Source organism: Gracilinema caldarium DSM 7334, assembly GCF_000219725.1.
Lineage (GTDB): Bacteria > Spirochaetota > Spirochaetia > Treponematales > Breznakiellaceae > Gracilinema > Gracilinema caldarium.
On record NC_015732.1, the window covers coordinates 2,490,391 to 2,516,414 of the forward strand.

General features: G+C 42.2%; 23 protein-coding genes and 2 pseudogenes. 9 read left to right on the forward strand and 16 right to left on the reverse strand.

The features are described 5' to 3' along the window. Positions 1-11 precede the first annotated feature (11 nt). From SPICA_RS11250 to yjfF, 3 genes are read left to right on the forward strand one after another with little or no spacing between them, the layout of a single operon-like run. On the forward strand, positions 12-1,553 hold the full coding sequence (locus SPICA_RS11250; protein ID WP_013969617.1) for a sugar ABC transporter ATP-binding protein: 1,542 nt from the start codon (positions 12-14) through the stop codon (positions 1,551-1,553). After that, on the forward strand, positions 1,528-2,580 hold the full coding sequence (locus SPICA_RS11255) for an ABC transporter permease (RefSeq protein ID WP_013969618.1): 1,053 nt from the start codon (positions 1,528-1,530) through the stop codon (positions 2,578-2,580). The genes SPICA_RS11250 and SPICA_RS11255 overlap by 26 nt, the downstream gene beginning before the upstream one ends. Beyond that, entirely contained in the window at positions 2,577-3,572 is a 996-nt protein-coding gene (yjfF, locus tag SPICA_RS11260; RefSeq protein ID WP_013969619.1) for a galactofuranose ABC transporter, permease protein YjfF, read from the forward strand. Before SPICA_RS11255 ends, yjfF begins: the two co-directional genes overlap by 4 nt. A gap of 48 nt (positions 3,573-3,620) precedes the next feature. On the opposite strand, the gene SPICA_RS11265 is transcribed toward yjfF, so the two are convergent. The 4 genes from SPICA_RS11265 to SPICA_RS11280 all read right to left on the reverse strand — a co-directional run bounded on the left by SPICA_RS11265 (position 3,621) and on the right by SPICA_RS11280 (position 9,111). Next, positions 3,621-5,810, reverse strand: a complete 2,190-nt coding sequence (locus SPICA_RS11265; RefSeq protein WP_013969620.1) for an alpha-galactosidase — start codon at positions 5,808-5,810, stop codon at positions 3,621-3,623. An 83-nt stretch (positions 5,811-5,893) separates the two neighbouring features. Beyond that, on the reverse strand, positions 5,894-7,246 hold the full coding sequence (locus SPICA_RS11270; protein WP_013969621.1) for an ABC transporter substrate-binding protein: 1,353 nt from the start codon (positions 7,244-7,246) through the stop codon (positions 5,894-5,896). A gap of 56 nt (positions 7,247-7,302) precedes the next feature. Next, complete coding sequence (locus tag SPICA_RS11275; RefSeq protein WP_013969622.1) at positions 7,303-8,205, reverse strand: carbohydrate ABC transporter permease; 903 nt, start codon at positions 8,203-8,205, stop codon at positions 7,303-7,305. A 12-nt stretch (positions 8,206-8,217) separates the two neighbouring features. Then, a complete protein-coding gene (locus SPICA_RS11280; protein ID WP_013969623.1) occupies positions 8,218-9,111 on the reverse strand; it encodes a carbohydrate ABC transporter permease in 894 nt (297 codons plus the stop codon). Positions 9,112-9,279: 168 nt separating this feature from the next. On the opposite strand from SPICA_RS11280, the gene SPICA_RS11285 reads away from it, so the two are divergent. After that, complete coding sequence (locus tag SPICA_RS11285; RefSeq protein WP_013969624.1) at positions 9,280-10,284, forward strand: LacI family DNA-binding transcriptional regulator; 1,005 nt, start codon at positions 9,280-9,282, stop codon at positions 10,282-10,284. Between the two features lie 14 nt (positions 10,285-10,298). On the opposite strand, the gene SPICA_RS11290 is transcribed toward SPICA_RS11285, so the two are convergent. Then, positions 10,299-11,333 (reverse strand): glycosyltransferase family protein, encoded by a 1,035-nt coding sequence (locus tag SPICA_RS11290; RefSeq protein ID WP_013969625.1) that lies wholly within the window; start codon positions 11,331-11,333, stop codon positions 10,299-10,301. A 109-nt stretch (positions 11,334-11,442) separates the two neighbouring features. Between SPICA_RS11290 and SPICA_RS11295 the strand changes: the two genes are divergently transcribed. After that, positions 11,443-12,870 (forward strand): RtcB family protein, encoded by a 1,428-nt coding sequence (locus SPICA_RS11295; protein WP_013969626.1) that lies wholly within the window; start codon positions 11,443-11,445, stop codon positions 12,868-12,870. 27 nt (positions 12,871-12,897) lie between these two features. Here the strand turns inward: SPICA_RS11295 and SPICA_RS11300 are convergent, their stop codons facing one another. From SPICA_RS11300 to SPICA_RS15835, 3 genes and pseudogenes are all read right to left on the reverse strand, one after another. After that, a complete protein-coding gene (locus SPICA_RS11300) occupies positions 12,898-14,505 on the reverse strand; it encodes a hypothetical protein (RefSeq protein WP_156789673.1) in 1,608 nt (535 codons plus the stop codon). Continuing rightward, positions 14,453-14,899: a C-terminal helicase domain-containing protein gene (locus tag SPICA_RS15830; protein WP_335328888.1), complete on the reverse strand. Its 447-nt coding sequence runs from the start codon at positions 14,897-14,899 to the stop codon at positions 14,453-14,455. The genes SPICA_RS11300 and SPICA_RS15830 overlap by 53 nt, the downstream gene beginning before the upstream one ends. Then, positions 14,891-15,115: pseudogene (locus SPICA_RS15835) on the reverse strand (SNF2-related protein); the annotation flags it as partial. The pseudogene SPICA_RS15835 and the gene SPICA_RS15830, both read right to left, overlap by 9 nt. Before the next feature lie 363 nt (positions 15,116-15,478). Between SPICA_RS15835 and SPICA_RS15330 the strand changes: the two are divergent. Next, positions 15,479-15,880, forward strand: a complete 402-nt coding sequence (locus SPICA_RS15330; RefSeq protein WP_257720290.1) for a transposase — start codon at positions 15,479-15,481, stop codon at positions 15,878-15,880. 150 nt (positions 15,881-16,030) lie between these two features. Continuing rightward, positions 16,031-16,312 (forward strand): annotated as a pseudogene (locus tag SPICA_RS15895) (substrate-binding domain-containing protein); the annotation flags it as partial. A gap of 198 nt (positions 16,313-16,510) precedes the next feature. On the opposite strand, the gene SPICA_RS11315 reads toward SPICA_RS15895, so the two are convergent. Beyond that, the gene (locus SPICA_RS11315) at positions 16,511-16,777 is read right to left on the reverse strand and encodes a hypothetical protein (protein ID WP_041396230.1); all 267 of its coding nucleotides are present in this window, start codon (positions 16,775-16,777) and stop codon (positions 16,511-16,513) included. A 104-nt stretch (positions 16,778-16,881) separates the two neighbouring features. Here SPICA_RS11315 and SPICA_RS11320 point away from each other — a divergent pair, with 104 nt between their 5' ends. After that, positions 16,882-18,345, forward strand: coding sequence for an IS5 family transposase (locus SPICA_RS11320; RefSeq protein WP_013969191.1), 1,464 nt, complete (start codon positions 16,882-16,884; stop codon positions 18,343-18,345). A 42-nt stretch (positions 18,346-18,387) separates the two neighbouring features. Here the strand turns inward: SPICA_RS11320 and SPICA_RS11325 are convergent, their stop codons facing one another. Beyond that, positions 18,388-18,888, reverse strand: coding sequence for a glycosyltransferase family protein (locus SPICA_RS11325; protein WP_013969629.1), 501 nt, complete (start codon positions 18,886-18,888; stop codon positions 18,388-18,390). A 246-nt stretch (positions 18,889-19,134) separates the two neighbouring features. On the opposite strand from SPICA_RS11325, the gene SPICA_RS11330 reads away from it, so the two are divergent. Beyond that, positions 19,135-19,317 (forward strand): RtcB family protein, encoded by a 183-nt coding sequence (locus SPICA_RS11330; protein WP_041396231.1) that lies wholly within the window; start codon positions 19,135-19,137, stop codon positions 19,315-19,317. 69 nt (positions 19,318-19,386) lie between these two features. On the opposite strand, the gene SPICA_RS11335 is transcribed toward SPICA_RS11330, so the two are convergent. The 6 genes from SPICA_RS11335 to SPICA_RS11360 are packed head-to-tail and all read right to left on the reverse strand — an operon-like array spanning position 19,387 to position 26,021. After that, entirely contained in the window at positions 19,387-20,523 is a 1,137-nt protein-coding gene (locus SPICA_RS11335) for an arginase family protein (protein WP_215904890.1), read from the reverse strand. After that, on the reverse strand, positions 20,484-21,764 hold the full coding sequence (locus tag SPICA_RS11340) for a hypothetical protein (protein ID WP_013969631.1): 1,281 nt from the start codon (positions 21,762-21,764) through the stop codon (positions 20,484-20,486). The genes SPICA_RS11335 and SPICA_RS11340 overlap by 40 nt, the downstream gene beginning before the upstream one ends. Further along, the gene (locus SPICA_RS11345) at positions 21,761-22,519 is read right to left on the reverse strand and encodes an outer membrane lipoprotein-sorting protein (protein WP_013969632.1); all 759 of its coding nucleotides are present in this window, start codon (positions 22,517-22,519) and stop codon (positions 21,761-21,763) included. Before SPICA_RS11345 ends, SPICA_RS11340 begins: the two co-directional genes overlap by 4 nt. A gap of 38 nt (positions 22,520-22,557) precedes the next feature. Then, positions 22,558-23,814, reverse strand: coding sequence for an ABC transporter permease (locus tag SPICA_RS11350; RefSeq protein ID WP_013969633.1), 1,257 nt, complete (start codon positions 23,812-23,814; stop codon positions 22,558-22,560). Between the two features lie 9 nt (positions 23,815-23,823). Next, the gene (locus SPICA_RS11355; RefSeq protein ID WP_013969634.1) at positions 23,824-25,338 is read right to left on the reverse strand and encodes an FtsX-like permease family protein; all 1,515 of its coding nucleotides are present in this window, start codon (positions 25,336-25,338) and stop codon (positions 23,824-23,826) included. Beyond that, complete coding sequence (locus SPICA_RS11360) at positions 25,335-26,021, reverse strand: ABC transporter ATP-binding protein (RefSeq protein WP_013969635.1); 687 nt, start codon at positions 26,019-26,021, stop codon at positions 25,335-25,337. The genes SPICA_RS11355 and SPICA_RS11360 overlap by 4 nt, the downstream gene beginning before the upstream one ends. Positions 26,022-26,024: the final 3 nt, after the last annotated feature.

Consider the following 26,024-nt stretch of genomic DNA (forward strand, 5'->3'; position numbering starts at 1 on the left):
AGAATTACAGCATGGAAAATATTGAAATTCTTTCCATGGTTAACATTTCAAAGTATTTTCCCGGAGTCAGGGCCCTTTCACAGGTTAATTTTTCCTTAAAAAGCGGAGAAATTCATGCCCTTATGGGGCAGAATGGAGCCGGGAAATCCACATTAATAAAAATAATGACCGGAGTATATCAACCTGACTCGGGTCACATGTATCTTCGAGGGGAAAGCATAAAAGTAGAATCCCCTGAACATGCTCAGACCCTGGGAATCGCGACCGTTTACCAGGAAGTAAATCTTTGCCCCAATGTAACAGTTGCAGAGAACCTTTTGCTCGGACGAGAACCACGGAATCTCATAGGTATTAAATGGAAGCATCTTTTTGAGGAAGCCCATAAAATTATTAAAGAAAAATTGGACCTTGATCTGGACACAACAAAACCTCTTGGTTCTTACTCTCTGGCAATTCAACAAATGATCGCTATTGCCCGATCCCTCTGTGTGAAATCGGACATTTTAATACTTGATGAACCAACTTCGAGTCTTGATGAAGCCGAAGTTGAGCGGCTGTTTTACATTTTGCGTAAGTTAAAAAATGAAGGAATGGCGATTCTCTTTATAACTCATTTCATAGATCAGGTATATGCCGTATCCGATCGGATTACGGTTCTGCGGAACGGCGAATACATAGGAACCGCAGAGGCCTCTGCATTATCCAAACTCGAACTCATTAGCATGATGGTTGGTAAGGATCCAGCAGAACTTGCAGCAACAGCAACCAGGCAGGAAGTAAAACTTTCCCATGGTACCGAGGAGCTTCTTAAAGTTGATGGATTGGGCCGTACTGGCTATCTTAAACCCATCAACATAAGCTTAAAAAAAGGCGAAGTTCTCGGCCTGGCAGGGTTACTCGGCTCAGGACGTACGGAGACTGCAAAACTGATATTCGGGGCCGAACGGGCACTTGAAGGTAAATTATTCCGGAATGGGCAGGAAGTTGCCTTATCCGCCCCCCGGGATGCCATTATGGTTGGAATGGGATTCTGTCCGGAGGACAGAAAAACCGAAGGCCTTATTGGCGACCTTTCCATCCGGGAGAATATCATACTCGCATTGCAGGCAAAACAGGGTATCCTAAAATACATACCCCGGAAGACTCAGGAGGAAATTGCAAATCAGTTTATTAAAGAACTGGGTATAAAGACCCCCGATGCGGAACGACCGGTCAAAACCCTATCCGGCGGCAACCAGCAGAAGGTACTACTTGCCCGATGGCTTGCAACAAAACCGGCTATACTCATTTTAGATGAACCAACCAGAGGAATTGATGTGGCCGCCAAAAGTGAAATTCTACAACGTATTTTACAATTAAGGAATGAAGGCCTGTCGATAATATTCATTTCATCGGAGTTGGAAGAAGTATCAGCTATCAGCGACCGGGTTGCGGTTTTCCGGGATAAAAAAAAGATTGCTGAAATAGAAGGTACTGAAATTAATGAGCATACCATTATGCGTCTTATTGCCCAGGAGGAGCTAGAAAATGAAAAACAAGTTAAAGCGAATTAACGACACCACCTTATTCTGGCCCTTTATGGTCCTTCTTTTATTGTTATTGATTAATGCATTTTTAACGAAAGGATTTTTTTCAATTGAATGGAAGGATGGCCGGTTCTCCGGCATCCTTGTTGATATTCTAAATAGGTCTACCTATATCGGTATCATTGCCATTGGACTGACTCTGGTAATTTCCACCGGCGGAATCGATATATCGGTGGGATCCGTGGTTGCTATTTCCGGAGCTATTGCAGCATACCTTATCGGCGGAGAATTAATCTTGCAGGGGGACCAACAGGTACTAGTTACCCGGACCCCTATGGGAGTTGCTATTACAGCGGCTCTCTTATCCGCCCTTATTTTAGGGATGTGGAATGGGTTTCTCGTTTCACGACTCCGAATCCAGCCAATTGTAGCTACCCTGATCCTTATGGTCGCAGGAAGGGGCATCGCCCAGCTGGTTACCAACGGACAAATTATCACCATTTATTACAAACCTTACTATTTTATTGGAAACGGCACCTTTCTTGGCATCCCCTTTTCATTGTATATTCTGCTTGCTGTTCTGATACTGGTCATCCTCGCAACAAGAAAGACTGCCCTGGGACTCTTTTTTGAATCGATCGGCGTGAATAGAACTGCAAGCCGTTACTCAGGAATACAGGAACAACGGATCGTGTTCTGGTCTTATGCATTCTGTGCTTTCTGTGCCGGTGTCTCGGGGCTTCTAGTAAGTTCCAATGTAAAAAGTGCCGACGGAAACAACGCGGGAGACCTCTTTGAACTGGATGCCATTTTAGCAGTAGTTATTGGCGGTACTTCTCTAAATGGGGGCAAATTCAATCTGGCAGGCTCTATTCTCGGGGCGGTCATTATTCAGACCCTGACAACAACCATCTATTCTATCGGAGTACCGCCCCAGGTCAACTTAGTTATAAAGTCCATCGTTGTATTTTTAGTGAGCATGCTTCAGTCGGAAAACTTTAGAGCCCTGTTCCGCTTTGGCCGCAAGAGCTTTCAGATGAGAGGCGCTTTATGAAACAGATTGATAGAAAACATCTGCCCTTTATTGTCACCGTGAGTCTCTTTATTGTAATGTACAGTGCTGGTTCCATCGCCTACCCAAATTTTCTTTCAATCCAGGTGTTCATCAACCTGTTTATTGATAATGCCTTTTTAGGGATTGCGGCGGTAGGCATGACCTTTGTCATCCTATCTGGCGGGATTGATCTGTCTATGGGATCCGTAGTTGCCTTAGTCACGATGATCTCCGCGGACCTGCTGCGAAAGGATGTGCCACCGGCGGTGGTGATCCCGGTGGTACTTCTTGCAGCTTCCGGTATTGGACTCTTTCAGGGTATCATGATCCAGTTTTTTAAGGTGCAACCCTTTATCGCAACCCTGGCGGGGATGTTCTTTGCCCGGGGAGCTTGCTACCTCATCAGCATAGATACCATCAATATTGAAAATGATTGGTATCGGGATGTTAGCATGGCTGCTATAGAGTTGCCAACCGGCGATTTTATTTCAGTTAACGTCTTGATTTTTGTAGTCTTTGCCATAGTCGGATGGTGGTTACTGCGCTTTACCCGTTTCGGAAGAACCGTTTATGCCATAGGGGGTTCGGAGCAATCGGCCCTACTCATGGGCTTGCCAGTTAATCGAACCAAAGTTTTAATTTATACCTTTAATGGCTTTTGTTCAGGCCTGGCAGGCATTGTGTTTACTTTTTATATGCTTTCCGGGTATGCACTTCACTGCAAGGACCTGCACATGGATGCCATTGCAGCGGTCGTCATGGGCGGAACCCTTTTAACTGGCGGCGTCGGATCCATTGGCGGCTCTATCATGGGGGTTCTGATTCTAGGAACCATCCAGACCATCATCAATTTCCAGGGAACCTTAAGTTCCTGGTGGACCCGAATTGTGGTGGGCATCCTAATATTTGCATTTATATTGATGCAAAGCCTTTTGAATCGGCCTATGAAAGTTACCAATAAGAACAGCAAACAAGAACAAAACGCAGCCTAAGATTAAGCCCGCAGGTGCGGGCTTTTTTATGCTTCTAACATTTTAATCTTATTCAGCTCTAAACCTGAAAATAATGCTTTGATTTTCCTGTAAAGGATAGGGTAATAATAACCCCACCTGCATTAATTCTTCTCCCCAAAATACTTTCCCATCGCCTAACAGTCTGTATTTATAGTTTGATTGTAATCCCTTCAATCGCACTATTCTGAAAACATCATTTGCTTCAGTTCGTAATAATACAAAGGTTACCAATACTTCTCGTTTATCCTTTGATACGTAGCTCCATGAAGTGTACACTAAAGGGAACTCTTCATTATCTAATCGATATAGATCACCAAATTGTACAAGAGGGCGTATCTCTTTATAAAATGATACCTGTTCTTTAATTTCTGTTTTATCTGCTTCAGTTAGTCTTGTTAAATCTAATTCATAACCAAAATTGCCTGCCATTGCTACCGCACCACGCAACGATAAGGGGACAACTCTTCCGGTCTGATGATTTGGTACAGTGGAGACATGGGCTCCCATAGTAATTGCGGGATATGGGATAGTTGTACCCTTTTGGATATAAATCCTAGAAATTGCATCTGTATTATCACTGGTCCATGTCTGAGGCATATAATACAACATGCCCGGATCAAACCGTCCGCCACCTCCAGAACAACTTTCAAAAAGAATATCTGGAAATGAAGAGGTAATCCGTTCTAATATTTCATAGAGGCCAAGAACATAACGATGAGAGATTTCACCTTGTTGAGAGGAAGAAAACGCAGATGAACCGATCTCAGTTAAATGTCTATTCATATCCCATTTAACATACGATATTGGAGCACTGCTTAAAACCATCGTGATTGTTTCAATTATATACTCTCTTACTTCGCGACGTGTCAAATCGAGCACTAACTGGTTCCGTCCTTCGGAACGTGAACGATTGGGAACATGCAGACACCAATCTGGATGCGTTTTATATAATCTACTTTCAACAGATACCATCTCTGGCTCTACCCAAATACCAAATTTCATGCCAAGCTTGTTGATCTCTTCAGCTAAAGTTTTTAACCCGCCTGGTAATTTGTGTTTATCAGGAAACCAATCACCAAGAGAGCGTTTATCATCTTTTCTGTTGTCAAACCAGCCATCATCGAGAACAAATAATTCTATTCCGAGAGGGGCTGCCTCTTTTGCAAGAGAGACTAATTTATCTTCGTTAAAATCGAAGTAGGTACCTTCCCAATTATTAATGAGTATCGGACGAACCGTATCACGGTATTTTCCCCGGCACAAACGTTTCCGATATAAATCATGAAATGTCCGGGACATGTCTCCCAAACCGTTTCTACTATAAACCATTACAACTTCTGGTGTCTGGAATTGTTCCCCCGGATTTAAAACCCAATTAAAATTCAGCGGGTTAATTCCCATCATAACTCGTATCATTTCAAATTGATCTACTTCTACCTGAGCAAGGAAATTGCCTGAATAAACCAGATTAAAACCAAAAACTTCACCGTGGTCTTCATCAGCATCAGGAGAAAGAATAGCAATAAATGGGTTCTGTTGATGACTACTGGTTCCTCGACGACTTTCTATGGATTGCATTCCTGGAACCAGAGATCGGGTATATATATGACGTTCACGGCAGTGGGCCCCTGATAGCTGTAAGAGCTTATACTTTTTATTGGGAAAATCAAGACTAAAACTCATTGTTTGTAATAAGGAGATGCAATTTTCTGAATCATTTATAAATCTGACATTTCTTGTAATGACATCAAATTCATTCCAAACTGTATATGAAAGAATACAACGCAATCTTCCTACTGGATCAAATAGAATAATTTCCAGCGTGTCTGCTTCTTGATTATTTTCTATATATGTACCAGGCAATTTATCTAAACCTGGTTTCCCTTTTATAATACGATATTCTTTATACCATAAGTCAGCAACTCTGCTGCCATCTTGATACTGAATTGTATAGGCTGGCGAGCGAAAATCTGTTCTTCCATATCCAGGATATTCTTGTGGTAATGTATCTAAAGAAAAAGTCCTGTCATCCGGTTCAGGATTAGGAGAAAACGAGCGATCTATAAACTGTAATGAATACGACCCATTCCATTCTTGCAAGATACTATACCAACCAAGATGCGCAACATATTTTCCACGAACAATCTGAATAATATAACTTGAATGTATGGTTTTTAGATGAAACACGTTATGCTCAGGCGAATAGGTAATACTCATATTTATTCCTCTTATTGCGTTTTTATAAAAATACACGTACTCCTTAAATGTAAAGAGAAGTACGTGTATTTGTTTCTGATTATTTATTTAAACAGATCAAGAATTTTTTTATTCGCGTCCTTAAGTCCAGCTTCAGGAGTCACCTTTCCGATAAAAATTGCATCGAAGGTCTGAGTCATTATTTCACTGATTTTTACTCCATTTTCAACGACTGGATATACAAAGGTACCATTTTTCTCATTAGCTTCATCTGTAAAGGCGGTTACATTGATGTTTTTAGAAGTATATGCTTTTAATGCTTCATCAACACCAGCTTTGATTGCGGGGAATACAACTCCATAACTACCAACAATCTTCTGAGCCTCTTCTGAAGCGAGATATTTGACCCATTGCCAGGCTTCTTCTGGATGTTTTGTACCTACCCAAATAGAATCCGCAAGACCATTTATCATACTGCGTCGACCAACTGGCCCTACGGGAAGTTTGGCAAAACCAACCTTAAAGGGAGAACTGCTGGTATAATAGCCAATCATCCAGGAGCCATCGAATACTGTTGCAGCTTTTTTTGACGTAAAAAGTGAATTTGCTCCGTTTACAGTATCTTCATAGGAAGCCATATAGCCCTTTTTAGTGACCCTTACCATCCATTCAATTGTTTTAATAAAACGCGGATCATCAAAATGGAAATTCGCATTGTACAGTCCATCCGTATACATCCATCCAGTACTAACGGCCAGAGGACTAAATTGTGCTTGCCCTCTGTCATCACTATGATTTAATGCTATTCCATACTGAACTACATTATTTGCATCAAAACTGGGATCTAGACCATTTTTACCATTTTTATCGATAGAAAGTTTTGCGATAAATTTTTCAAAAGTTCCACCATCATTTGGATTCCAGGTTAATTCATTTGCTTCCTTTTCAGAAATTCCTGCAGCCTTTAGCATTTCCGCATTATAAACGATCGCAATAGTATCCCAATCTTTCGGAAGCCCATATCGCTTACCATCTTTTGTTGCCCAGAGTCCGGCTAAACCATTCATGTATATCGAAGTATCTACATTATCCCGCTTAACAAGAGGAGTAATGTCTACCAATTGTTTTTTTGAAGAAAAGTCCGGGTATTTTGCCAGGTGGTTCGTAAATACATCTGGAGCAGTACCGCTGACCATATCGGTCTGCAGTGCAGTCCAATAATCCCCCCACCCTAATTGTTCAATTTTAATTTGAATGTTGGGATTTTTTGCCATAAAGCTTTCCGCAACTTTCTGATATGCGGGTAACTGATTCGCATCCCAGAGTACATATCGTATGGTAACTTTCCCACTACTTTTACTGGTACTCTGTTTTGCATCCTCACTGGTGCCTGAAGCAAACACCATACTGGATATGGCAATTGCCATAACCATTAAAACCAAGCTTCTCTTTTTCATAAGCTTCTCCTCCAAAACCATATGTTATTCCAAGGGCCAGGCCCGGAATTTTCGATTTAGCGGAACCCCGAAAAACCAATCGAATCTACTATTTTTCTTCCAAAAAGAATGAAAATACCGAAGGTAGGTATCATAGCCAGAGTAGTCCCTGCCATCATACCGCTCCAATCAGGCTGTCCTTGCGGTGTTTGCAACCGGAAAATTGCAAGCGCAACGGTAAGGGTTCGTATACTTTCTTTTTTACCCACAATTAGTGGCCACATATAATCATTCCATGCAGTGATAAAGGTGATTACCGCTAAAGTTGTCAGTGCAGTAGTACTAATCGGAAGAATTACCTCAATAAATGTTTTCAAGTATCCAGCCCCATCAAGGTAGGCAGCTTCTTCCAATTCCTTGTTAATACGCAAAAAGAATTGTCTCAGAAAGAAAACGGCAAAAGGGGTCATCAGCAATGTTGGTGCCATAATCCCCCAATAAGAATTTAATAAGCCTAATTGCTTTACAAGGATAAAATTGGGAAGCATAGTGACAATCCCTGGTATCATCAAAGTAGAGACATAGAGACTAAACAAATTATCACGAAATCTGAAATGCAGGCGGGCAAACGCATAGGCTGCCATAGAAGAAAATAAAACTTGAAAAAAGGTAACCCCTATTGAAACCAGAAATGAGTTATAAATATTTAAGAAGAAATTTACCTTCTGGCCGGAACCACCCATTTTTATTGCTGTTTCAGAATCAATTAATCCCAAAACGCGGGCATAATTTAACAAAGTAGCATGAGGTGGCCATAGTGCGGTAGGATTTGCAAAAACAGATTGTTGTGGTGCTACGGATGTTCGAAAAACCCAATAAAATGGAAAAAGGGTTAAAAATAGAAATAAAACTACTATTATAAATACTGCCATTTTATATAACATGTTCGTTCTTTGGTTGATTGATAAGGAGTTCTTCATATCTGTATTCCTTTAAAAGTCTGACTCATTTGCTCTGGACAATCGCATCTGCAAAAAGCTGATACCAATTAATATGAGGAAAAGGACCATCGAAACTGCAGTGGCATATCCCATACGATAACTTTCAAAACCATTTTTAAATATATACAAATAAATAACATACGTTGCGTTTACAGGCCCACCTTTTGTGGTAACCGCAATCGTATCGTATATTTGAAACGAACCAATAACAGAGGTAATGACAACAAAGGCAAGAACAGGTTTTAAGTAGGGGATGAGAATTGTAAAAAATCGTTTCCAGGGGCCAGCACCATCAATTAATGCGGCTTCTTCGACTTCTTTAGGAAATCCTTGAATGCCTGCAAAAACAATTAAAGCCGTATATCCCATATGGCGCCAGATATTTATAGCTGCTACTGATGGTAACGATAGGGTATCAGAAAAAAGGAATGGAACAGATTTAAAACCGACAGCTTTAATTATTTCATTAATAATACCAATTGCGGGATCCATCATCCAGAGCCAAAGAAGGGCAACTACAACATTTGGTAACAACCATGGAATAAGAAACAAGCTTCTTACCAACACGGAAGAAGTAGATCGTTCCATAATCATGGCAAGCAGTAATGCTAAAACAGTTTGTATTGGTATATTCCAGAGGACATACTGAAACGTGATAAAGAGAGAATGCCAGAAATCTGGATCAGTAATCAGTGCCTTATAATTTTTAAAACCAATAAATTCAGCCTTACTTAATAAATCCCAGTTTGTAAAACTTAACCAAAAACCACGTAACGTAGGTACTAGGAAAAACATGCTGAATCCAATCAAGCTCGGGAAAATGAAGAAAAGGGCTATTATATGCTCTCTTGTGGTATGTGATGAAACATTCTTTATGCCTTTCATCCTTTCACACCTCCTATTCAAAACTATACTACGATTTGTAAAATCTGTAAAGTTATAATGTAAATATTTTCTAATTATCTGAAATTTATTTCTATTATTTTAATTAATTCTCCATAATCATATATTTACAAGACCTTCACTTTAGATATAATTGGTTCAGAGAAAATTATGACTATACAAGAAATAGCACTGGAAGCAGGTGTATCAACTGCAACTGTATCCCGAGTAATTAATAATCAGCCGGTAAGCAAAGAAAAGCGGGAATTGGTTGAGGGAGCGATTCGTCGCTTAAATTATTTGCCCGATGATCTGACTCGTAGACATTTGGGAACCCCCTACAAAGCTGTAGCTGTCCTAACCCATAGCATGACTAATCCATATAGCATGGAGTTTGTTGAAACAATTATAGATAGATATGAAGAATTGGGGATAAATGTATATGTAAGCAGGAATGAAACTGCTGACATTGAGTATCGCTGCCTTGCGGATCTGCTTGCCCGGGGTGTTGAAGGCATTATTCTCCACGATCCACCTTTTAAAAACTACGAGACCGGCCTATTTACAAAGATTTCTGAACGATTACCCCTTGTTATTGTACATTCTTTTAATCAAGTTTTGGAAATGAATGAAGTTGTTGTGGACCAATACTACGGTATGAAAAAAGTAATGTCCCACCTCATCGGGCTTGGACACCGGGATATTCTGTTTCTCAGAAATAAAATTGGTTATTCATTAGATTTAAAAGAAAAAGTATGGAGAGAGGAACTTACCCTGGCCGGGACGCCTCCAAAGGATAATTATGTATTAGTAATTCCTGATGCTGACAAAGAAGCAGGAATAAAAGAAACTGAAGATATTGTACGAGAGTTCTTTGTCTCGAATAAAAGGCCCACAGCAATATTTGCAGCCAATGATATGATGGGGGTAGGGGCACTTAATGTGATTAAAGAGCTTGGACTGAGAGTCCCGGAGGATATTTCTGTTATCAGTCATGACAATACAATGCTTGCCGCTAGTTATCATTTAAGCTCTGTGGACCTTAAAATTAAAAGTGTCGCCCATGCGGTCGTCGATTTAATGCAGTATGTTGTCAATGGCCACGATAAAGAGCCACGGAGAATCATGATCACCCCGGAGCTTATCCTCCGTGGTTCCACAGCGAAAATTGGATAGTATATGTATTAGCTTTACACCGCGACCTTGATCGCTTCGCTCCTGCTGGCGGTGGCGGTAACGGGGACGTCATAAGCGGCCAAAATGGCATTCAGCCGGTTGATGAGCTCCTGCCGGGAATCCTTGAACCGGAACCCAACGGGAATAACCGCGGGCCGCCGCAGCTGTTCGAGGGAGGCGAGAAAGCGCGGTAAAACTTTTCCGAGTTCCCGCACATCGTACACCATGAGGCCCCGGCCGCTTTGCTGGAGCATCCGGGCATTCAGTTCCTGTTCAGCCTGGCCTCGCTGGGGAATAGCCAGCACCGGTTTACCAAGAACCAGGGCTTCCGACAGGGTCTGGTGCCCCCCGTTGGTGATCACTGCGGTACAGTTCCGCAGGCCCTCATCAAAATCCGCCCCCGGTGCTGGATAAAGCCGGTAGGTTAAACCGGGAATCGCGTCCAGGAGGGGGAGAATGTCCTTGCGGCTTTCTATTTTTAGGTTTACCGCGAGGAAAGCCTCATTCCGAACCGGTTTGGCAAGCAAGGCCTTGCGCAGTACAGGCCCGATATCGCCTCCGAAAAATGACACATGGAGCCGCCAATCCCAGGGGCCTTCCATCATAAACGCTACCAGGGCGGCCACCCAGGTTCGGGGGTCCAGAGTAAGATACCGGCGGATGATGCCGGGATGATTCATCTGAATGACTGGTATGCCCACGAGCCGGGCAGCCCAGGGCAGATAGGGATCGAAATCGGAGAGCACCGCCTGAATCCGGTCCTTTACCAACTGACGGGAGAGCCGCTTTATGGCAGGAAAAAAATGCAGGGCCTGTCTCAGGCTATAAAAAACAGTACGAATATACTCTACACGGTTTTTATTTTTTATAAAGGTAAAACAGGGTATACTGCGCACTGCCGCCCGGGGTAAGCGGGATGCAACAAAGGCCGACACTGTTTCAGGTATATACAACAGTACCTCATGATACTGCTTAAGGTCATCATACAGGGCGACCATCCGGCCCGCATGTCCGAATCCTTCCCCAGCACAGGAATAGGCTATACGCATAGGAGTACCTCCATGCTAAGGTTCGCCTATGGATGTTAAAAAAGGCCTAAAAAAGTATTAGAATTATATAAAAAGTTCCGCTCCTTGAGACTTCTGCCAGGAGGTTTCCATGAAATATGCCTTTGAAAGAAAATCACCCTGGGTCTTTGAACTCCCCCGAAAGGGCCCCATGCAGGTGCCCCTGCGGCTCTATACCACCGAAGGGATGCTGAAACAGCTCGAAGAAGACCAATCCATAGACCAGTTGATGAACGTCGCGAGTCTCCCCGGCATTTACCGGTATGCCCTGGGCATGCCCGACATGCACCAGGGCTTTGGCTTCCCCATCGGTGCGGTCGCCGCCTTTGACATCGACTCGGGGATCATTTCCCCCGGCGGTGTGGGCTTTGATATTAACTGCGGGGTGCGGCTCCTGCGAACCGGTTTAAGCCGCCAGGCCATCGAAGACCGTCTGGATGAACTGGGGAAAAGGCTCTTCGCCCTTGTGCCCAGCGGTGTGGGTTCAACGGGACACAGGGTCTTCAGCAAGGCTGAGATGAAAGGGCTCCTCAGCGAAGGTGCCCCCTGGATTATTTCAGCAGGTTTCGGTGTTCCTTCTGATCAGTCAGCCATGGAAAGCCAGGGGCACCTTGCGGCCGCCGATGCGGAACTGGTGAGTGAAAAGGCTATTGAGCGGGGCCGGGATGAACTTGGCACCCTGGGGGCGGGGAACCATTTCCTCGAGGTCGATTACATCGAAACTATCTACGATGCGGAATATGCCGCGGCCTTTGGGCTACGGGAACATGACATTGTGGTCTGGATACACACCGGCTCCCGGGGCTTAGGCCACCAGGTCGCCACGGATTTCATCAACCTGTTTAAGAAAAAGATGGACCAATACAAGATACCCCTGTACAACCACGAACTCGCGGCCCTACCCTTTAAAACCAGCGAAGGCCGCCAGTATTTTGCTGCCATGTCCGCGGCGGCAAATTATGCCTGGGTGAACCGGCAGATCATTACCCACCAGGTCAGGACCGCCTTTGAGCAGGTCTATCCAGACCTCATGGCGGGACAGAGCATCGACCTCATCTACGATGTGGCCCACAACATTGCCAAGGAGGAGGTCCACGACGGAAAAAAACTACTGGTCCATCGCAAGGGCGGCACCCGGGCATTCCCGGCGGGGCATCCTGAATTGGAGGGGCCCTTCGCCCAATATGGACAGCCGGTTCTCCTTCCGGGGGACATGAAGCGGGGCAGTTACATTCTTGTAGGTACCGGGGCCAGTATGGATGAAACCTTCGGCAGTACCGCCCATGGGGCGGGCCGCCGCTTAAGCCGGAACGAGGCGGTGCGGCGCTACCAGTTCGAGGACATCAGCGCGGATATGGCCCAGCATCACATTAGGCTCTTTGCGGCGGACAAAAAGGTTGCCCGGGAAGAGGCCCCCGATGCGTATAAAAATGTGGATGAAGTAGTGGGCCCCATAGTCCATGCAGGCATTGCCCGCCCCGTTGCCCGTTCCCGGCCCCTCTTGGTAATTAAGGGGTGAGCAGGGTCAGAGACCCCATGGTGACCATTACCCTCCATCAATAAAAAAGCCCAGACTCTTTGCAACAGAAAGAAATTTTTGTTCATCCTGTAATGAGACAACAATTTTGTTGCCTTCGACCAGACTGTAAAGGGGCCTTATTTTTTCATTCTGCAATAAAGCATAAACTTCGGGGCTGGCATTTGTAAGATCATAAAGCAAGGCCCGTTGTGGGCTTTTAAGTACCCCAAACCGAGATTTAAGGTTTCTAAAAAACTCGTTCCACCGCACAGAAGGTTCCGGGGAAATAAGTTGTTTAAACTTGTTTATTCTCATTTCTACTTGTTTATACGTGGTACAAGCCCGCATAAAAGAAATTTCATCAATCTTATATCTATCGGGGCCCAAAGGATTGCCTATTTGTTCCAAAAAAAGTTTATGCCCCAGAGATTTACCCCGAAAAGTTACTAAAAGCAGATCCTTATCTGCCAGAGCTTCGTAAGAGGTCTGAGATTGGGTTTCATACTCATCGATAAGACCCAGACAATAGGCACCCAATTTAGTCACCCGGACCATAAAAAGGCCATCAAATCTGGAGATGATCCTATCCTTGCCATTATAGTGTAGCGGTTTTGGGGGTTCTTTTTCACTAATTTCTACTAAACCCAAGAGGGCCAAGAGATACCAATAACCTTTAAAAAGCGGGAGCCCCATCAAAAGGTGGCTTTGAGGGCCCCACACATAGATGATTCGTTGATAATCTGAGTTTAGAAGAGCATCCTCTTCGCCTATATCGATGTACTCAGCCCTACAAAACAGGCTATACTTCTCTATGTACGGGTCTGCATAGGTAAATCTGTAGCCTCGAACATAGAGGGTTTTATACAGTGATTCTACAGAAAACCACCGTTGTGCCTTGGCGCATTCGACAAAAACATGCCAGAATAGGGATCTACAATCGGGGGCCTTAGCTGAAATGCGGGCACTGTTAACCTGACGGAATGAAAGATGTTCAGTAAGTACAGCAAATTCAAAAAAACTGCCCAGGGGATCATCCAATTTATAAAATGTTTTTTCTGGATTAAAAAATCGAGGAACTATTTTTCTTAAGATCTGTGGAACAGTACCATCTTGTTCAGTAAAGTCTGACTGCACCGATTGATACCAGCGAACAAATAGTTCTATTGGATCAAGCCCATGGATTTTACTAAGGGGAAATTCTCCCTGACCGCAGAGGGGTCGTATACTTTTAATTTCAGTTTTTGTCAGGCCGCTTTCCATCAATCCCCGAGAATATTTACGTTCGTCATGTAATACATCTTTAGATACCTGGATAAGCAAAGACAAATTATCCACAATAGTGGTTTCATTAGACCAAACATCGGTTGGTGCCTCCATAAGTTCCTGAAAAGAATATTCCGGAGGTTTTTTCATATACCCTATAAACAGACTACGAAATAGTTCGTAAAGATATAAATACTTATTTTGAACAACAGTAAAGAGACTCAGAGCTGGCTCTAACTCTATTAGGTACTGCGATGGTTCATACAGAGCAATTTCATTGTGCAGGTCTTCATCAATTTCATACTTTTTAAACAATGTTTCAAAATTTACAAAGCCCCAGAATACACCCACATATCGGTTTGGTTTGACCAATTCGATGCACCCGGTCTATTGCCTGAGCTTCAGCGGCTCGATTCCACCAGGGGTCAAAAATAAAAACATAATCCGCAGCGGTCAGATTAAGACCCACCCCACCGGTTTTCAGTGTCATAATAAGAACCTTTACTTCCGGATCAGTCTGAAAGCGCTGAACCAATGCCTGCCGATCTACGGTGGCTCCAGTCATAACCAAATTCGCCAGCCCTCGCTTGGACAGATCTTCCGAAAGTAAATCTACCGTCGCAAGGAAATTGGTAAAGACCAGACATTTGTGTCCCTCTGCTGAAAGGTTTTCCACCATATCCAGAAAATATTCCCGTTTTGCTGAAATACCGTTGTAGTTATCATCAGCTTCCGGAATACCTGCTAAACGCCGTAAACGGGTCATGGCTTTAAGCAGTCTGAACAAACCCTTTGCAGTTTCCCCGGATGAGAAGGCCTCTTGCACAGCCCGCAATTCCTCTTCTCGGATCTGGTGATATAATTCTAGATGGTCCTGGTCTAATTCGATTATTACTGTCTGCTCGGTTTTACTGGGCAAATCTTTGAGCACATCGGTCTTCATCCGACGCAAGATAAATGGATAAATTTTTAGCCGTAGTTCCCGACTTACTGGTTCTTCGCTATTTTATATGGGTAAGTACCCCAGTTTACCAGCGATCCGGTAAATAATAAGCTTAAACCTGAATCCGTATAAAAAATAAAGTAACCCAAGCCAACCTGATGGTGTATAATGAATTACCACTAAAACAAAATGCACCCAAGAGGTGAAGCTTGGATTACGTCATAAATACTACCACAGAAAAATTAAATAGCATAGGCGGAATGGCGCTGGTAGGAAAAATACTAGAAAAAGGGGAAAAAGCCTGCTGGAGATGCATCGCTTCCTGATATTGATATTATTTTTCAGGTTACTGAAACACGTATAACCAAAGATGGGACACCCTTACTGTTTCCGGAGATAGACATTGAAACCTTCTGGACGAATCTGTATGAAAGCCCTGAAACAGTAATCGATCTCTATCATGAACATGGTACCTCGGAACAGTTCCACAGTGAGTTGAAATCAGATATGAACGTTGAACGCTTGCCTTCGGGGAAGTTTGTGGTAAATGCCATCCTGCTGAAACTCGCCATGCTGTCGTTCAATATCTTGCGATTTATCGGCCAGACATCGCTTGCTTTCCCGGATGCACTTCCCTATAAAACAGATTCTAAAAGAAAGCGTCTACGAAAAGTCATTGATGACTTGATTCGTGTTGCGGTAAAGATTGTGAGACACGCCAGACAGACCTGTATCCGGTTGTGGGAACAAGATCCCTGGCTTGCTTGTTTCAAACAGGTCTATAGCGTCTGCTGTAATCTATAATTTTTTTTGCTCTTTTTCAGCTAAATTCTGGAAGCAGCCTTCTCTTAAAAGATTTTCTCCCTTACTTTGTGGGCTGTTTTTATGCTTCTTTTCCTTGGTTACTGCTAATTTGGATGGTTTTATACGGATTTAGGTTTAAATAAAAAACCTACAGCAATATTTGCTGCTAATGATATAATAGGTGTAGGGGCACTTAATGCAATTAAAGATCTTGGATTAAGAGTTCCGGAGGATATTTCTGTCATAAGTCATGACAATACGATGCTTGCTGCTAGTTACCATTTAAGTTCGGTGGACCTTAAAATTAAAAGTGTGGCCCATGCGGTTGTCGATTTAATGCAGTATGTTGTCAATGGCCATGACAAAGAGCCACGGAGAATCATGATCACCCCAGATATCATTCTTCGCGGCTCAACAGCTAAGACTATATAAGAACGTTTCTAAAATTGAATTATTTTTTTTAGACATAGGAGCAAATGTTTGCAGAGTTGGCTTAAAAGTTTAAAAAACTGCTAAAAATCAAAAATTTTGTCCTCTCCATAATATACTACTACACCGCAGCCTTGACCGCTTCATCAGTCTTGCTGGGAACAAAAGTACAGTATGTTGCAAGTATACAATTTAGCCGATCTAGCAACTCTTTCTGGGAATCCTTAAAGCTGAACCCCACAGGGATGACCGCAGGCCTTCATCAAAATTAGCCCCCGGCGCGGGATAAAGCCGGTAGCGTAGACCGGGAATTGCATCTAATATGGGGAGAATCTCCTTGCGGCTTTCCACCTTAAGATTTACCGCCAGGAACCCCTCATCCCGTACCGGTTTGGATAGCAGGGCCTTCCTCAGTACCGGTCCTATATCTCCACCGAAAAATGAAACATAGGGCTTCCTGAAAAACAAACAACTCTTTACAAAAGAAGCAAATACAGAGATAATCTCAATAAGAAGTGCACGGAAGAAAGGGGTAAGGCCTTAAAAAGCGTGCACTTTACTATGGGGTAACGATGTATAAGGAAAAGGAACAGGTACCTGAGTTTGAAGACTTTTATGTACCCTTCGGAGGACATTTACGAGAAGATAATCGATGGGTACGATTAGCCGCAATTATTCCATGGGAAGAGATAGAAGCTGAATATAAAAAATGTTTTTCAAAACGAATTGGAAGAACAGCCAAGACCGTACGGCTCGCCTTGGGATCATTATTGATAAAAGAGAAATTACAATTAACAGATGAAGAAACGGTAGAAACAATACGAGAGAACCATTACCTGCAATATTTTTTAGGATATGAATCTTACAAAGATGAAAAACCCTTTGATCCAAGCATGATGGTTCATTTTCGAAAACGGCTTGGACCTGATGCAATAGCAAAGATAAATGAGTTGATAGCGAAACGGTATCAAGAACAGGTAGAAGCAGAATCTGAAAAAAAACAGAACAAAAAAAACCAAAAGGATGACCATGATCATGGAAATCGAGGGCAACTCATTATAGATGCCACGTGCGTCCCCCAGGATATCCGGCATCCCCATGATGTCACTTTATTGGATGAAGCGCGAAGGAAAACAGAAAAGATAATTGATACGTTATATGAAGCGAGTGAGCTCACCATAAAACCACGAACCTATAGAAAACAGGCCCGTATCAAATATCTCAATTTTATACGAGGGCGACGAAGAACAAAAAAAGAAATACGCAGAGCGATTCGGACCCAACTCCAATACATACGACGTAATTTACGGACTATCAATGAATTACAAAACAAGGTTCCCAGTACAACGTTGAGTGCAAAACAGCGACGTGATCTTATCGTGATACATGAGGTTTACCGGCAACAGGTACAGATGTATAAGGGAAAGACCCATTCGATATCGGGAAAAATCGTCAGTATCAGTCAACCCCATGTACGACCAATAGCCCGAGGTAAAGCAAAAGCGGCCTTTGAATTCGGAGCAAAACTATCAGCATCGATGACCGAACACGGGATGATTTTTATAGATCGATTACAATGGGAACCCTATAACGAACAAGAAGATTTGCCAACACAAATAGAAAAATATAAGAGGCGATGTGGTCGATATCCGGAATCGGTGCATGCCGATAAAATATATCGGACACGAGCAAACCGAGCCTATTGTGAAGCTCGAGGAATACGATTGTCTGGACCACCCTTAGGCAGACCGATTAAAGAAACATTAGAGAATAAAAAGATAGTACGACAGCTACGAAAGATTCAAAGACTTGACGAAGCCATTCGACAAGCGATTGAAGGTGGCTTTGGATATATGAAACGAAAGTTTGGTCTTGGTACAATCTATGAAAAATTACGCGAAACTAGTGAAACAGCAATCATGGTATGTGTATTGCTGACCAACTGTGAAAAGATCCTGAGGGATCTTTTTATGCGCTTTTTATTTTTACTTGGTTTTAAACCTCATAAATCATATTTGAAAGTTTTAGTATACTAAATTAAACCCATTTTAACGTAAAAAAGTTTTGAAATATCATTTTTAGACATTTTCAGTAGGCCCAACATAGAGTCGTTTGTCCCAGGGGCCTTCCATCATGCAAGCTACCAGGGCAGCCACCCAGGTTCGAGGATCCATAGTCAGGTAGCGGCGGATGATTCCGGGATGATTCATCTGAATGACCGGAATTCCCGCAAGCCGGGCAGCCCAGGGCAGATAGGGATCAAAATCGGAGAGGACCGCCTGAATACGATCCTTTACCAACTGCCTGCTTATGCGTTTTATAGTTGGGTAAAAATGCAGAGCCAAGCGAAGACTGTGAAATATGGTGCGGATATATTCAACGCGGTTTTTATTTTTAATAAATGTAAAACAGGGAATGGACCGCACTGTGGCACGGGGCAGGCGGGAGGTAACAAAGGACGACACGGTCTCGGGTATATACAACAAAACTTCATGATACTGTTTCAGATCATCATACAGGGCGACCATCCGGCCGGCATGACCGAATCCTTCTCCTGCACAAGAATAGGCTATACGCATGGAATAACTCCATGCTAACGTTCGCCTAAGGATGTTAAAAAACACCTAAAAACGTATTAGAATTATATAAAAAGTGTTGCTCCATAATCCTTCTGTAAGGAGGTCTCGATGAACTATCCCTTTGAAAAACTATCCCCCTGGGCTTTTGAACTCCCCCGCTAGGGGCCCATGCAGGTACCCCTGCGGCTCTATACCACTGAAAACATGCTGAAACAGCTTAAAGAAGATTAATCCATAGACCAGTTGATGAACGTCGCAAGCCTCTCTGGCATTTACCGGTATGCTCTGGGCATGCCCGACATGCACCAGGGCTTCGGGTTCCCGGCGGGACATCTAGAATTGGAGGAGCCTTTCGAACAGTATGGGCAGCCGGTCCTGTTTCAGGGGGATATAAAGCGAGGCAGTTACTTTCTTGTTGATACCGATTGATACCGAGGCCAGTATGGATGAAACCTTCGGCAGTACTGCCCCTGGCTCGTTCCCGGCCCCTGTTGGTAATTAAGGAGTAAGTACTTTTGTCAGGAAATGGGCTGGAGGCTCCCAGGCATAGTCGCCATATCCACCTGCCAGAAGCCAGGTAGAAGGAATAGCCCGATCTCGCAGGAAGGAAAAAACCGTCATGTCCCGTTTTACACAGGTATCGAGGGGTAGTTGTAAATCAACAGAGGAAGGCAGTTCATCCTTTTCATAGGGGTCAGCGCCATCAACCACGATGGCGAGATCCGGTTTTTTACCACCTGAAAGCATTTCAAGCTGAAGAAGCCCAGAGGCAAGGCGGGATACATAGGACGCTTGATCTTCTTTCGATACAGGAATATCTACATCAGAAGCCACCAGCGGGGCTCTGCTGGGAACTGCATGAGCTAATGTTTCCGGGTCGAGAGGCCAACCTAAAGCCATGTGTATGGAGAGGGTCAGTATACAAGGATCACCAGAAGCAAGCTCTGCTGTACCGTCTCCCTTATGAGCATCGAGATCAATAATCCATATTGATGAAATGAGTCCTTCCGCTTTAAGCCTCCGGGCTGCGATAATAATGTCATTGAGAAGGCAGAAACCTGCACCGGAATCGTAGCGGGCATGGTGCATTCCACCGCCTAAATAGTAGCAAAAACCCGGATTGGAATTATTTGTAGACAATGGTTCAGAACTTACACCGGAAGGTTTGCTACGATGAGCCAGAGCTAAACGGCAGGCGAGATAGGTTCCCCAGACCTGGGCCCGGATCGTGGTAAAAAGCTCTGAAAGGGGTCGCACCGCATCACCAGGGCTGTATCGCCTAAACCTTCCCTGTTCATCCATCAATTCATAGGTCTTGATAAGTTCTTTTTCGAGCCCTTCACCGAACAGCGCTGCCACAAAGTTGGCATCATGTGCCCTGGCAATATCTTCCCGACTAATATGTCGGTCTCCTTCGGGAATAGAGAGCATATCCGCAGCTGATGCAAGCGAGTGTACAGGCCGCATGGGTGGTATTATCTTTTTTTTAAGATACTCAAGTACTGCCAAGGCCCGCCGATCCCGTATCGGGATTTGAATCCCATAATCGGGGAATCGCATATCAAGAGCAGGATCGTACAGCAAAATCATAGGATCTAAAAACGCATCACTAACTTGAGCGTCATTTCTACCCAATACCCCACATGGGCAGGCCCCAATTCACCATACCAACCAGAGGGATACAACATTGTCATATCTACTGGTATTTTATTCACAAGACTGACTGTAGTTCCTTGGAAAAGGGTATGATCAATATTGAATGAACACAAAAACGAGCCATCCTCAAGCGCGATAAGAGCATTACTACCCAGCATGGTATAATCATCAATTTTATAAATCCCGTTCACTATAAAATAATGCATCCGATTCAAATCACCTAACGGAAGGTTTACATTAAAAGACCGCTGTTCAGGTACTGTGTTGATCCAATCTTTTGTATATAGCATATCTATACTATCTTGTGAAACCAGTGCACTTCCACCATTGTACCAATATTGACTGGTAATGATGAACATTCCATCGTTGATAGAAAAATCTAAACCTATTGCAGCTTCAAGGCCTCGATACCAAATCCAGTCTCTGGTATAATAGGTTTGTGTATGCAACCAATGCATATCAAGGGTATATAAAGCATCAAAAACGATTGAAACCGGTCCATCATATTTTATAGAGCTACCGAAACGATGTAGAGGTTCATTGGTTGCATCTCGAAGTGTGACAGATCCAACCTTCATTGCAGGTCTACCAGCTTGAATTGCATAGAGCCCTTGCACACTCCAATGATTTCCGTGGTGTTCTGACACTATACCAGCTAGACTGGTTCTCCCATTCGTTTCAGTTGTATCATAAGGTCCGGTCCCAAAGAAACTCATTTTTAGAGTATCCATCGGGTACCAGTTACAAACAAGCCCAAGAATACCCCGAGGTCGAGCATCGGGATTTCGTGGATTTGGATGGATAAGAAAATCGGTAGGGCGAAATAGTTGCCCAAATCCAAAGGATAATCTAAGAATTCCCATATCTGTTGCAAAGGAATCGCCCTTGATTTGGTAATATAAACGATCTACATCTATAGTACTGGAATAGAAAGAATCAGTATTATTTTCATTTACCTCATTTGAACTACCACTTTGAATATAAAGGTTAACTGAAGATATAAAAATCCCTCGGTCTCCTACTGGGGCTTTCATCCTTAGATTGGCATACTGTTCTATTCCAAATAAATTATTTGAAGTCTCATTATAACCATATCCCCAGGAAGAACGTACAAGAGATTCACTCATACCGCTCCATTGCCAATCTGAAGCTACTGAATATGGAATAGAAATTATAAAAATAAAACCTACTATAAATAGAAATACACGCCAATATTTCATCGTTCAAGATTCCTCATACTAAATAAGGTATCATCTATAGGTTTGTCTAAAACAACATTAGACATTTTCAGAACCGTTCGACTCCCCTTTCTCAGAAGATCTCTCATTTCAAATTCTATCGGAAACCGTCTATTTCCAATTTGTTCAATCTTATGCAAGGTATACTCTTTCAACTTTGCACCTGAAAGTGCATACTGCTCAGTCTTTAATACATCTCCTGTTTGGATATCTACCCATATCTTTTGTTTTGGATAGCTTTCAGTTTTTTTATTAGCTAATAATTCGAGAACCCAAGCATCTCTATTATTTATAGACTCTTTACCAAGCAATGTAGGAGTATACCGAACCGATAATTTCTCATTTTCAATTGTATCTTCATAAGAAAAATCGGAACCCATCATAGATTCTTTAAGCATATGACCAGAAATCAGCATAACCGATTCAGTATCTGGTGAATACACATAGAGACGGCCTTCACGTTTTAAATATCTGGTATCCCGATCTTCAGGATTATAAAATTCAACAAAACTTAGTTGATTACCCTTTGCCCAAGCTTTAAACAATTTAACAAAACGCTTCCCCTGGTATTCAATAATCATTTCACCCGTATAGTGAATACTATCATATACTTCATTCGCATCAATCTGGGCCAATAGCTGCTTTGGATCCGGGCTTTGATGTTGTGCATACATGGCAGAAAATTTTACAAAGAAAATCAGCAATATAACGAGTACAAACCTTGTTTTATATTTCATAATGTTCCTCCCTTAATCACGGTTCTATTAAAGACATCTTATCTTCGTAAAGCTTCTACAGGTTCGATGTATGCACTTTTTAAGGATGGTAGCAATGTACAACAGGCAGATACTAACACACCAAAACCAAATCCTTGCAATAATATATTTGGAGTAAATGAAAGAAAGATGGTACCTGCAATGGGATAATCCTTGAGGCCTCCACCAGTAAAATAGGTAAAATCCATAGGGAACATCGATCCTAACCAGGTTCCTAAAGCACCAATGAGAGTTCCTAACATAGCGCCAAAAACACTAAGATAAAGGGCTTCGTAAAAAAACGTCCGTACAATTTGCCATCGAGTAAAACCTAAAGCCCCCATCATTCCAATTTCTTTGATACGTTCATGAATCACCATTAAAATAGTGTTAATGATCAAGAAACTTGCAACTACTTGAAATATGGTAAAAATGATTACATAGAGGAAATTGAATGATTTCATTAAAGCAATCCAATAGTGTTCCCTCCATTCTCGAACCAGTGCTCCCGGTCCTACGATAGATTGTACTGCTAATTTTACCGTTCCAGCCTGCTCATAACGGTTTGTATAAATAAAGAGTTGTTGTATGTTATTCTGCATTACAAGCACTTTTGAAAGTCGATCATAAGGTAAGATGATCACATTTTCATCATATTTAATATAATCAAAATTAAAAATGCCAACGATCTGAGGATTCATAAATTTATCAGAATATTGGGCAGAAATCATTTTAAAAGAAATCGTATCCCCTATCTTAACACCTAACTTCTTTGCCAATGTATAGCCAATTGCACATTCGTTGGATCCCAATGTAGGGAAACGTCCCGCTACAATGCCATCATTGCGCTTTGTAAGATTAAAATGATTTACCAGTAATTCCCGTTCTGTATCTATTCCCCACACAATTGCATGTTTTACTGTACTGTCAAAAAGACTTGCATAGACACTGATTCTTGGAAGGGCTGCCTTTACTCCAGGAATAGATTCAATCTCTGATAATAAATTCTTGAGAGGCATAGTCTCATTAAGAGGATATTGAACTGGAAGATATTCTTTGTTTTCTTCAAAGTCTCGTGAAACCACAAGCACATGTCCTGTTTCAAAGGTACGTACTGCTACTTCCATAGCCTTAACCATTCCATCAATCATGGAATTCATAGCAATATTAAAAAATACAGCAATTGCGACCGCAGAAATACAGAACCAAGTTCTGCGTTTATTACGCCAGATATTTCTAAAGGCTATTACAAGGAATGTTCCATTTGCAAATTTCATAATCTCATCCTATTCAAAACGCAGGCTGTCAGTGACTGGTAATTTCAGAGCCCTTATGGTTGGGAAAAGGGCTCCCAGACCAGAAATACTTGTAGCCACAGGGCCTATACCGAAAATAACTGGCCAATTCCAGGTAGACCTAAATAACCCCACTATTCGGTAGCCAAAATCTCCCTCCATCTCTCTTACCATTGCAGAATAATCAATTCCATATAAAACCATAGGAATATTGATAAGGCATCCAAGAACTATACCAAAACAAGAACCTAAGAAGCCAATCAATGATGCTTCTATAATGTACACTAGGAGTATTTCACTATCTATCATTCCAAGAGATCGAAGCATGCCGGTTTCTTTAGTTCTTTCAAGAACCGCCATCAGCATGGTATTTGAGATTCCAATAAACGAAATAATAAAAAGCAAGATTATTATTATTCGATTAGAAATATTATCACCTGTAGAAACAGCAATATAATCGGATACATATGATTTCCAGCCATATACCACTAAATTAGATGGTATAGGCAACCCTTTCTGCTCTATACCTTTTAAAAGACAGGACTGAATCTGTTCAGGATGTTCTTGCGGACCAGGGAGACGATCATCACGGGTATTTTTAGACCTGATAATAAGCTCGGTAATATGTCCTTGTAACATCATGCCAGCCTCATCCTGAAGCACATCTAAAGGTATACATGCGACATTTGCGTTTAATTGTGGGTTTGGACAATTAATAACACCAACAACTTGAACATCAATAATCTGGTTGATATGTCGAATAGCTCCCGTTTCTGTTTTTATATCAATTACGGTAGCAATTCGTACCCGCATTTGACCTGCCTCAAATAAACGATTCCAGAGAAATTGCAGATCATCTTTCTTCGCATCAGAACGCAAGATAAATCTTTTTTCATCACTATTTTCTGACAAGCGGTACAATCCACGAATTTTATTTTCTTCTTCTTTTGTTATGGCTAGTGACAATAGATCTTCCTCCAACCTTTCAGGAGATAATATACGAGGGATCCCAATCCTTAATTTTTCTGCAGCCATATAACCAAGAACAATCTCGAAAGATCCCTTATTGGGAAAGCGGCCTAGATCTATATAATTTGGATATCGTAAAACCGAGGATTCTCGTTCAGGATCGATAGCATAAAATACAATCGGCGCAGAACCAGAACTTGAAAAAAGTGTGCCATTAAAAACAAAGCGAGGGGCTACGGCATACCCATTTTGTTCTAACACTTCTGCAATTGGCTCCCAATGAGAAAAACTTTCATACATTGGTAATTCGTCCTTTATCTCATAGTATTCTTTTGTCTGAAGTTTTGCAGCACCTGTTTCAAAAGCAACAATATTTCGCTGAGATTCAATATTCATCCCAGCCAACCAACCATCGATAAAAATGTAAAGACCCACAGAGATTGCGACTGCAGCAATAGTGATAATTGTCTTAACACGGTGGCGGGTTAAATTTTTTAAAGCCATCCGGACAAGTTCAATGAGTACTTGTATTTTCATAACTGCACCTGCTCTGTTTCAATCATTCCATCTCGTAATACAATGATTCGACGAGCATATTCCATGACCAATTTGTCATGGGTAGAAAAGATAAAGGTACTTTTTTCTTTTTTATTTAGTTCCAACATCAATTCAAGAATTTCTCGCGCTGTTTTAGAATCAAGATTAGCTGTCGGTTCATCAGCTAGAATAATCGCTGGATGTTTTACCAAGGCCCGTGCAATTGCAACTCTTTGTTGTTGACCTCCAGACATCTCCTTTGGCCGCCTCTTTCCCATATTGATAAGACCGACATCTTCTAAGGCCTTTTCAGCTCGCATCTTTGCTTCATTTTGAGGAATACCGAGTAATGTAAGGGGCAGCATGACATTTTCAAGAGCAGTTAAGACAGGAATTAGATTATATGCTTGAAAAATAAAACCGGTTTTTTGCCGACGTAAGATAGCCAGTTCTTTTTTACTTTGATTTCCTATGTTTTTATCTTCTATTTCAATTATTCCTTCAGTGGGAGTATCTAAACATCCAACCAAATGTAAAAATGTCGATTTTCCACTTCCCGAAGGTCCTGCAATTGCAGCAAAATCACCAGTTTCAAATTGTAAAGTAATACCTTGTAGAGCTGGTATAATCATACCATTTATATGGTACTGTTTTACTAAATTACTTGTTTTAACAACAACCATGAA

Bases quoted from the DNA above. Each gene is read 5' to 3' on its own strand.
- SPICA_RS11250 (WP_013969617.1), top strand. From the start codon at position 12: ATGGAAAATATTGAAATTCTTTCCATGGTTAACATTTCAAAGTATTTT.
- SPICA_RS11325 (WP_013969629.1), bottom strand. From the start codon at position 18,888: ATGCGTATAGCCTATTCTTGTGCAGGAGAAGGATTCGGTCATGCCGGC.
- SPICA_RS11350 (WP_013969633.1), bottom strand. From the start codon at position 23,814: ATGAAATTTGCAAATGGAACATTCCTTGTAATAGCCTTTAGAAATATC.
- SPICA_RS11255 (WP_013969618.1), top strand. From the start codon at position 1,528: ATGAAAAACAAGTTAAAGCGAATTAACGACACCACCTTATTCTGGCCC.
- yjfF (WP_013969619.1), top strand. From the start codon at position 2,577: ATGAAACAGATTGATAGAAAACATCTGCCCTTTATTGTCACCGTGAGT.
- SPICA_RS11285 (WP_013969624.1), top strand. From the start codon at position 9,280: ATGACTATACAAGAAATAGCACTGGAAGCAGGTGTATCAACTGCAACT.
- SPICA_RS11330 (WP_041396231.1), top strand. From the start codon at position 19,135: ATGAACGTCGCAAGCCTCTCTGGCATTTACCGGTATGCTCTGGGCATG.
- SPICA_RS11270 (WP_013969621.1), bottom strand. From the start codon at position 7,246: ATGAAAAAGAGAAGCTTGGTTTTAATGGTTATGGCAATTGCCATATCC.
- SPICA_RS11290 (WP_013969625.1), bottom strand. From the start codon at position 11,333: ATGCGTATAGCCTATTCCTGTGCTGGGGAAGGATTCGGACATGCGGGC.
- SPICA_RS11320 (WP_013969191.1), top strand. From the start codon at position 16,882: ATGTATAAGGAAAAGGAACAGGTACCTGAGTTTGAAGACTTTTATGTA.
- SPICA_RS11275 (WP_013969622.1), bottom strand. From the start codon at position 8,205: ATGAAGAACTCCTTATCAATCAACCAAAGAACGAACATGTTATATAAA.
- SPICA_RS11295 (WP_013969626.1), top strand. From the start codon at position 11,443: ATGAAATATGCCTTTGAAAGAAAATCACCCTGGGTCTTTGAACTCCCC.
- SPICA_RS15830 (WP_335328888.1), bottom strand. From the start codon at position 14,899: ATGACCCGTTTACGGCGTTTAGCAGGTATTCCGGAAGCTGATGATAAC.
- SPICA_RS11265 (WP_013969620.1), bottom strand. From the start codon at position 5,810: ATGAGTATTACCTATTCGCCTGAGCATAACGTGTTTCATCTAAAAACC.
- SPICA_RS11280 (WP_013969623.1), bottom strand. From the start codon at position 9,111: ATGAAAGGCATAAAGAATGTTTCATCACATACCACAAGAGAGCATATA.
- SPICA_RS11340 (WP_013969631.1), bottom strand. From the start codon at position 21,764: ATGAAATATTGGCGTGTATTTCTATTTATAGTAGGTTTTATTTTTATA.
- SPICA_RS11355 (WP_013969634.1), bottom strand. From the start codon at position 25,338: ATGAAAATACAAGTACTCATTGAACTTGTCCGGATGGCTTTAAAAAAT.
- SPICA_RS11345 (WP_013969632.1), bottom strand. From the start codon at position 22,519: ATGAAATATAAAACAAGGTTTGTACTCGTTATATTGCTGATTTTCTTT.
- SPICA_RS11360 (WP_013969635.1), bottom strand. From the start codon at position 26,021: ATGGTTGTTGTTAAAACAAGTAATTTAGTAAAACAGTACCATATAAAT.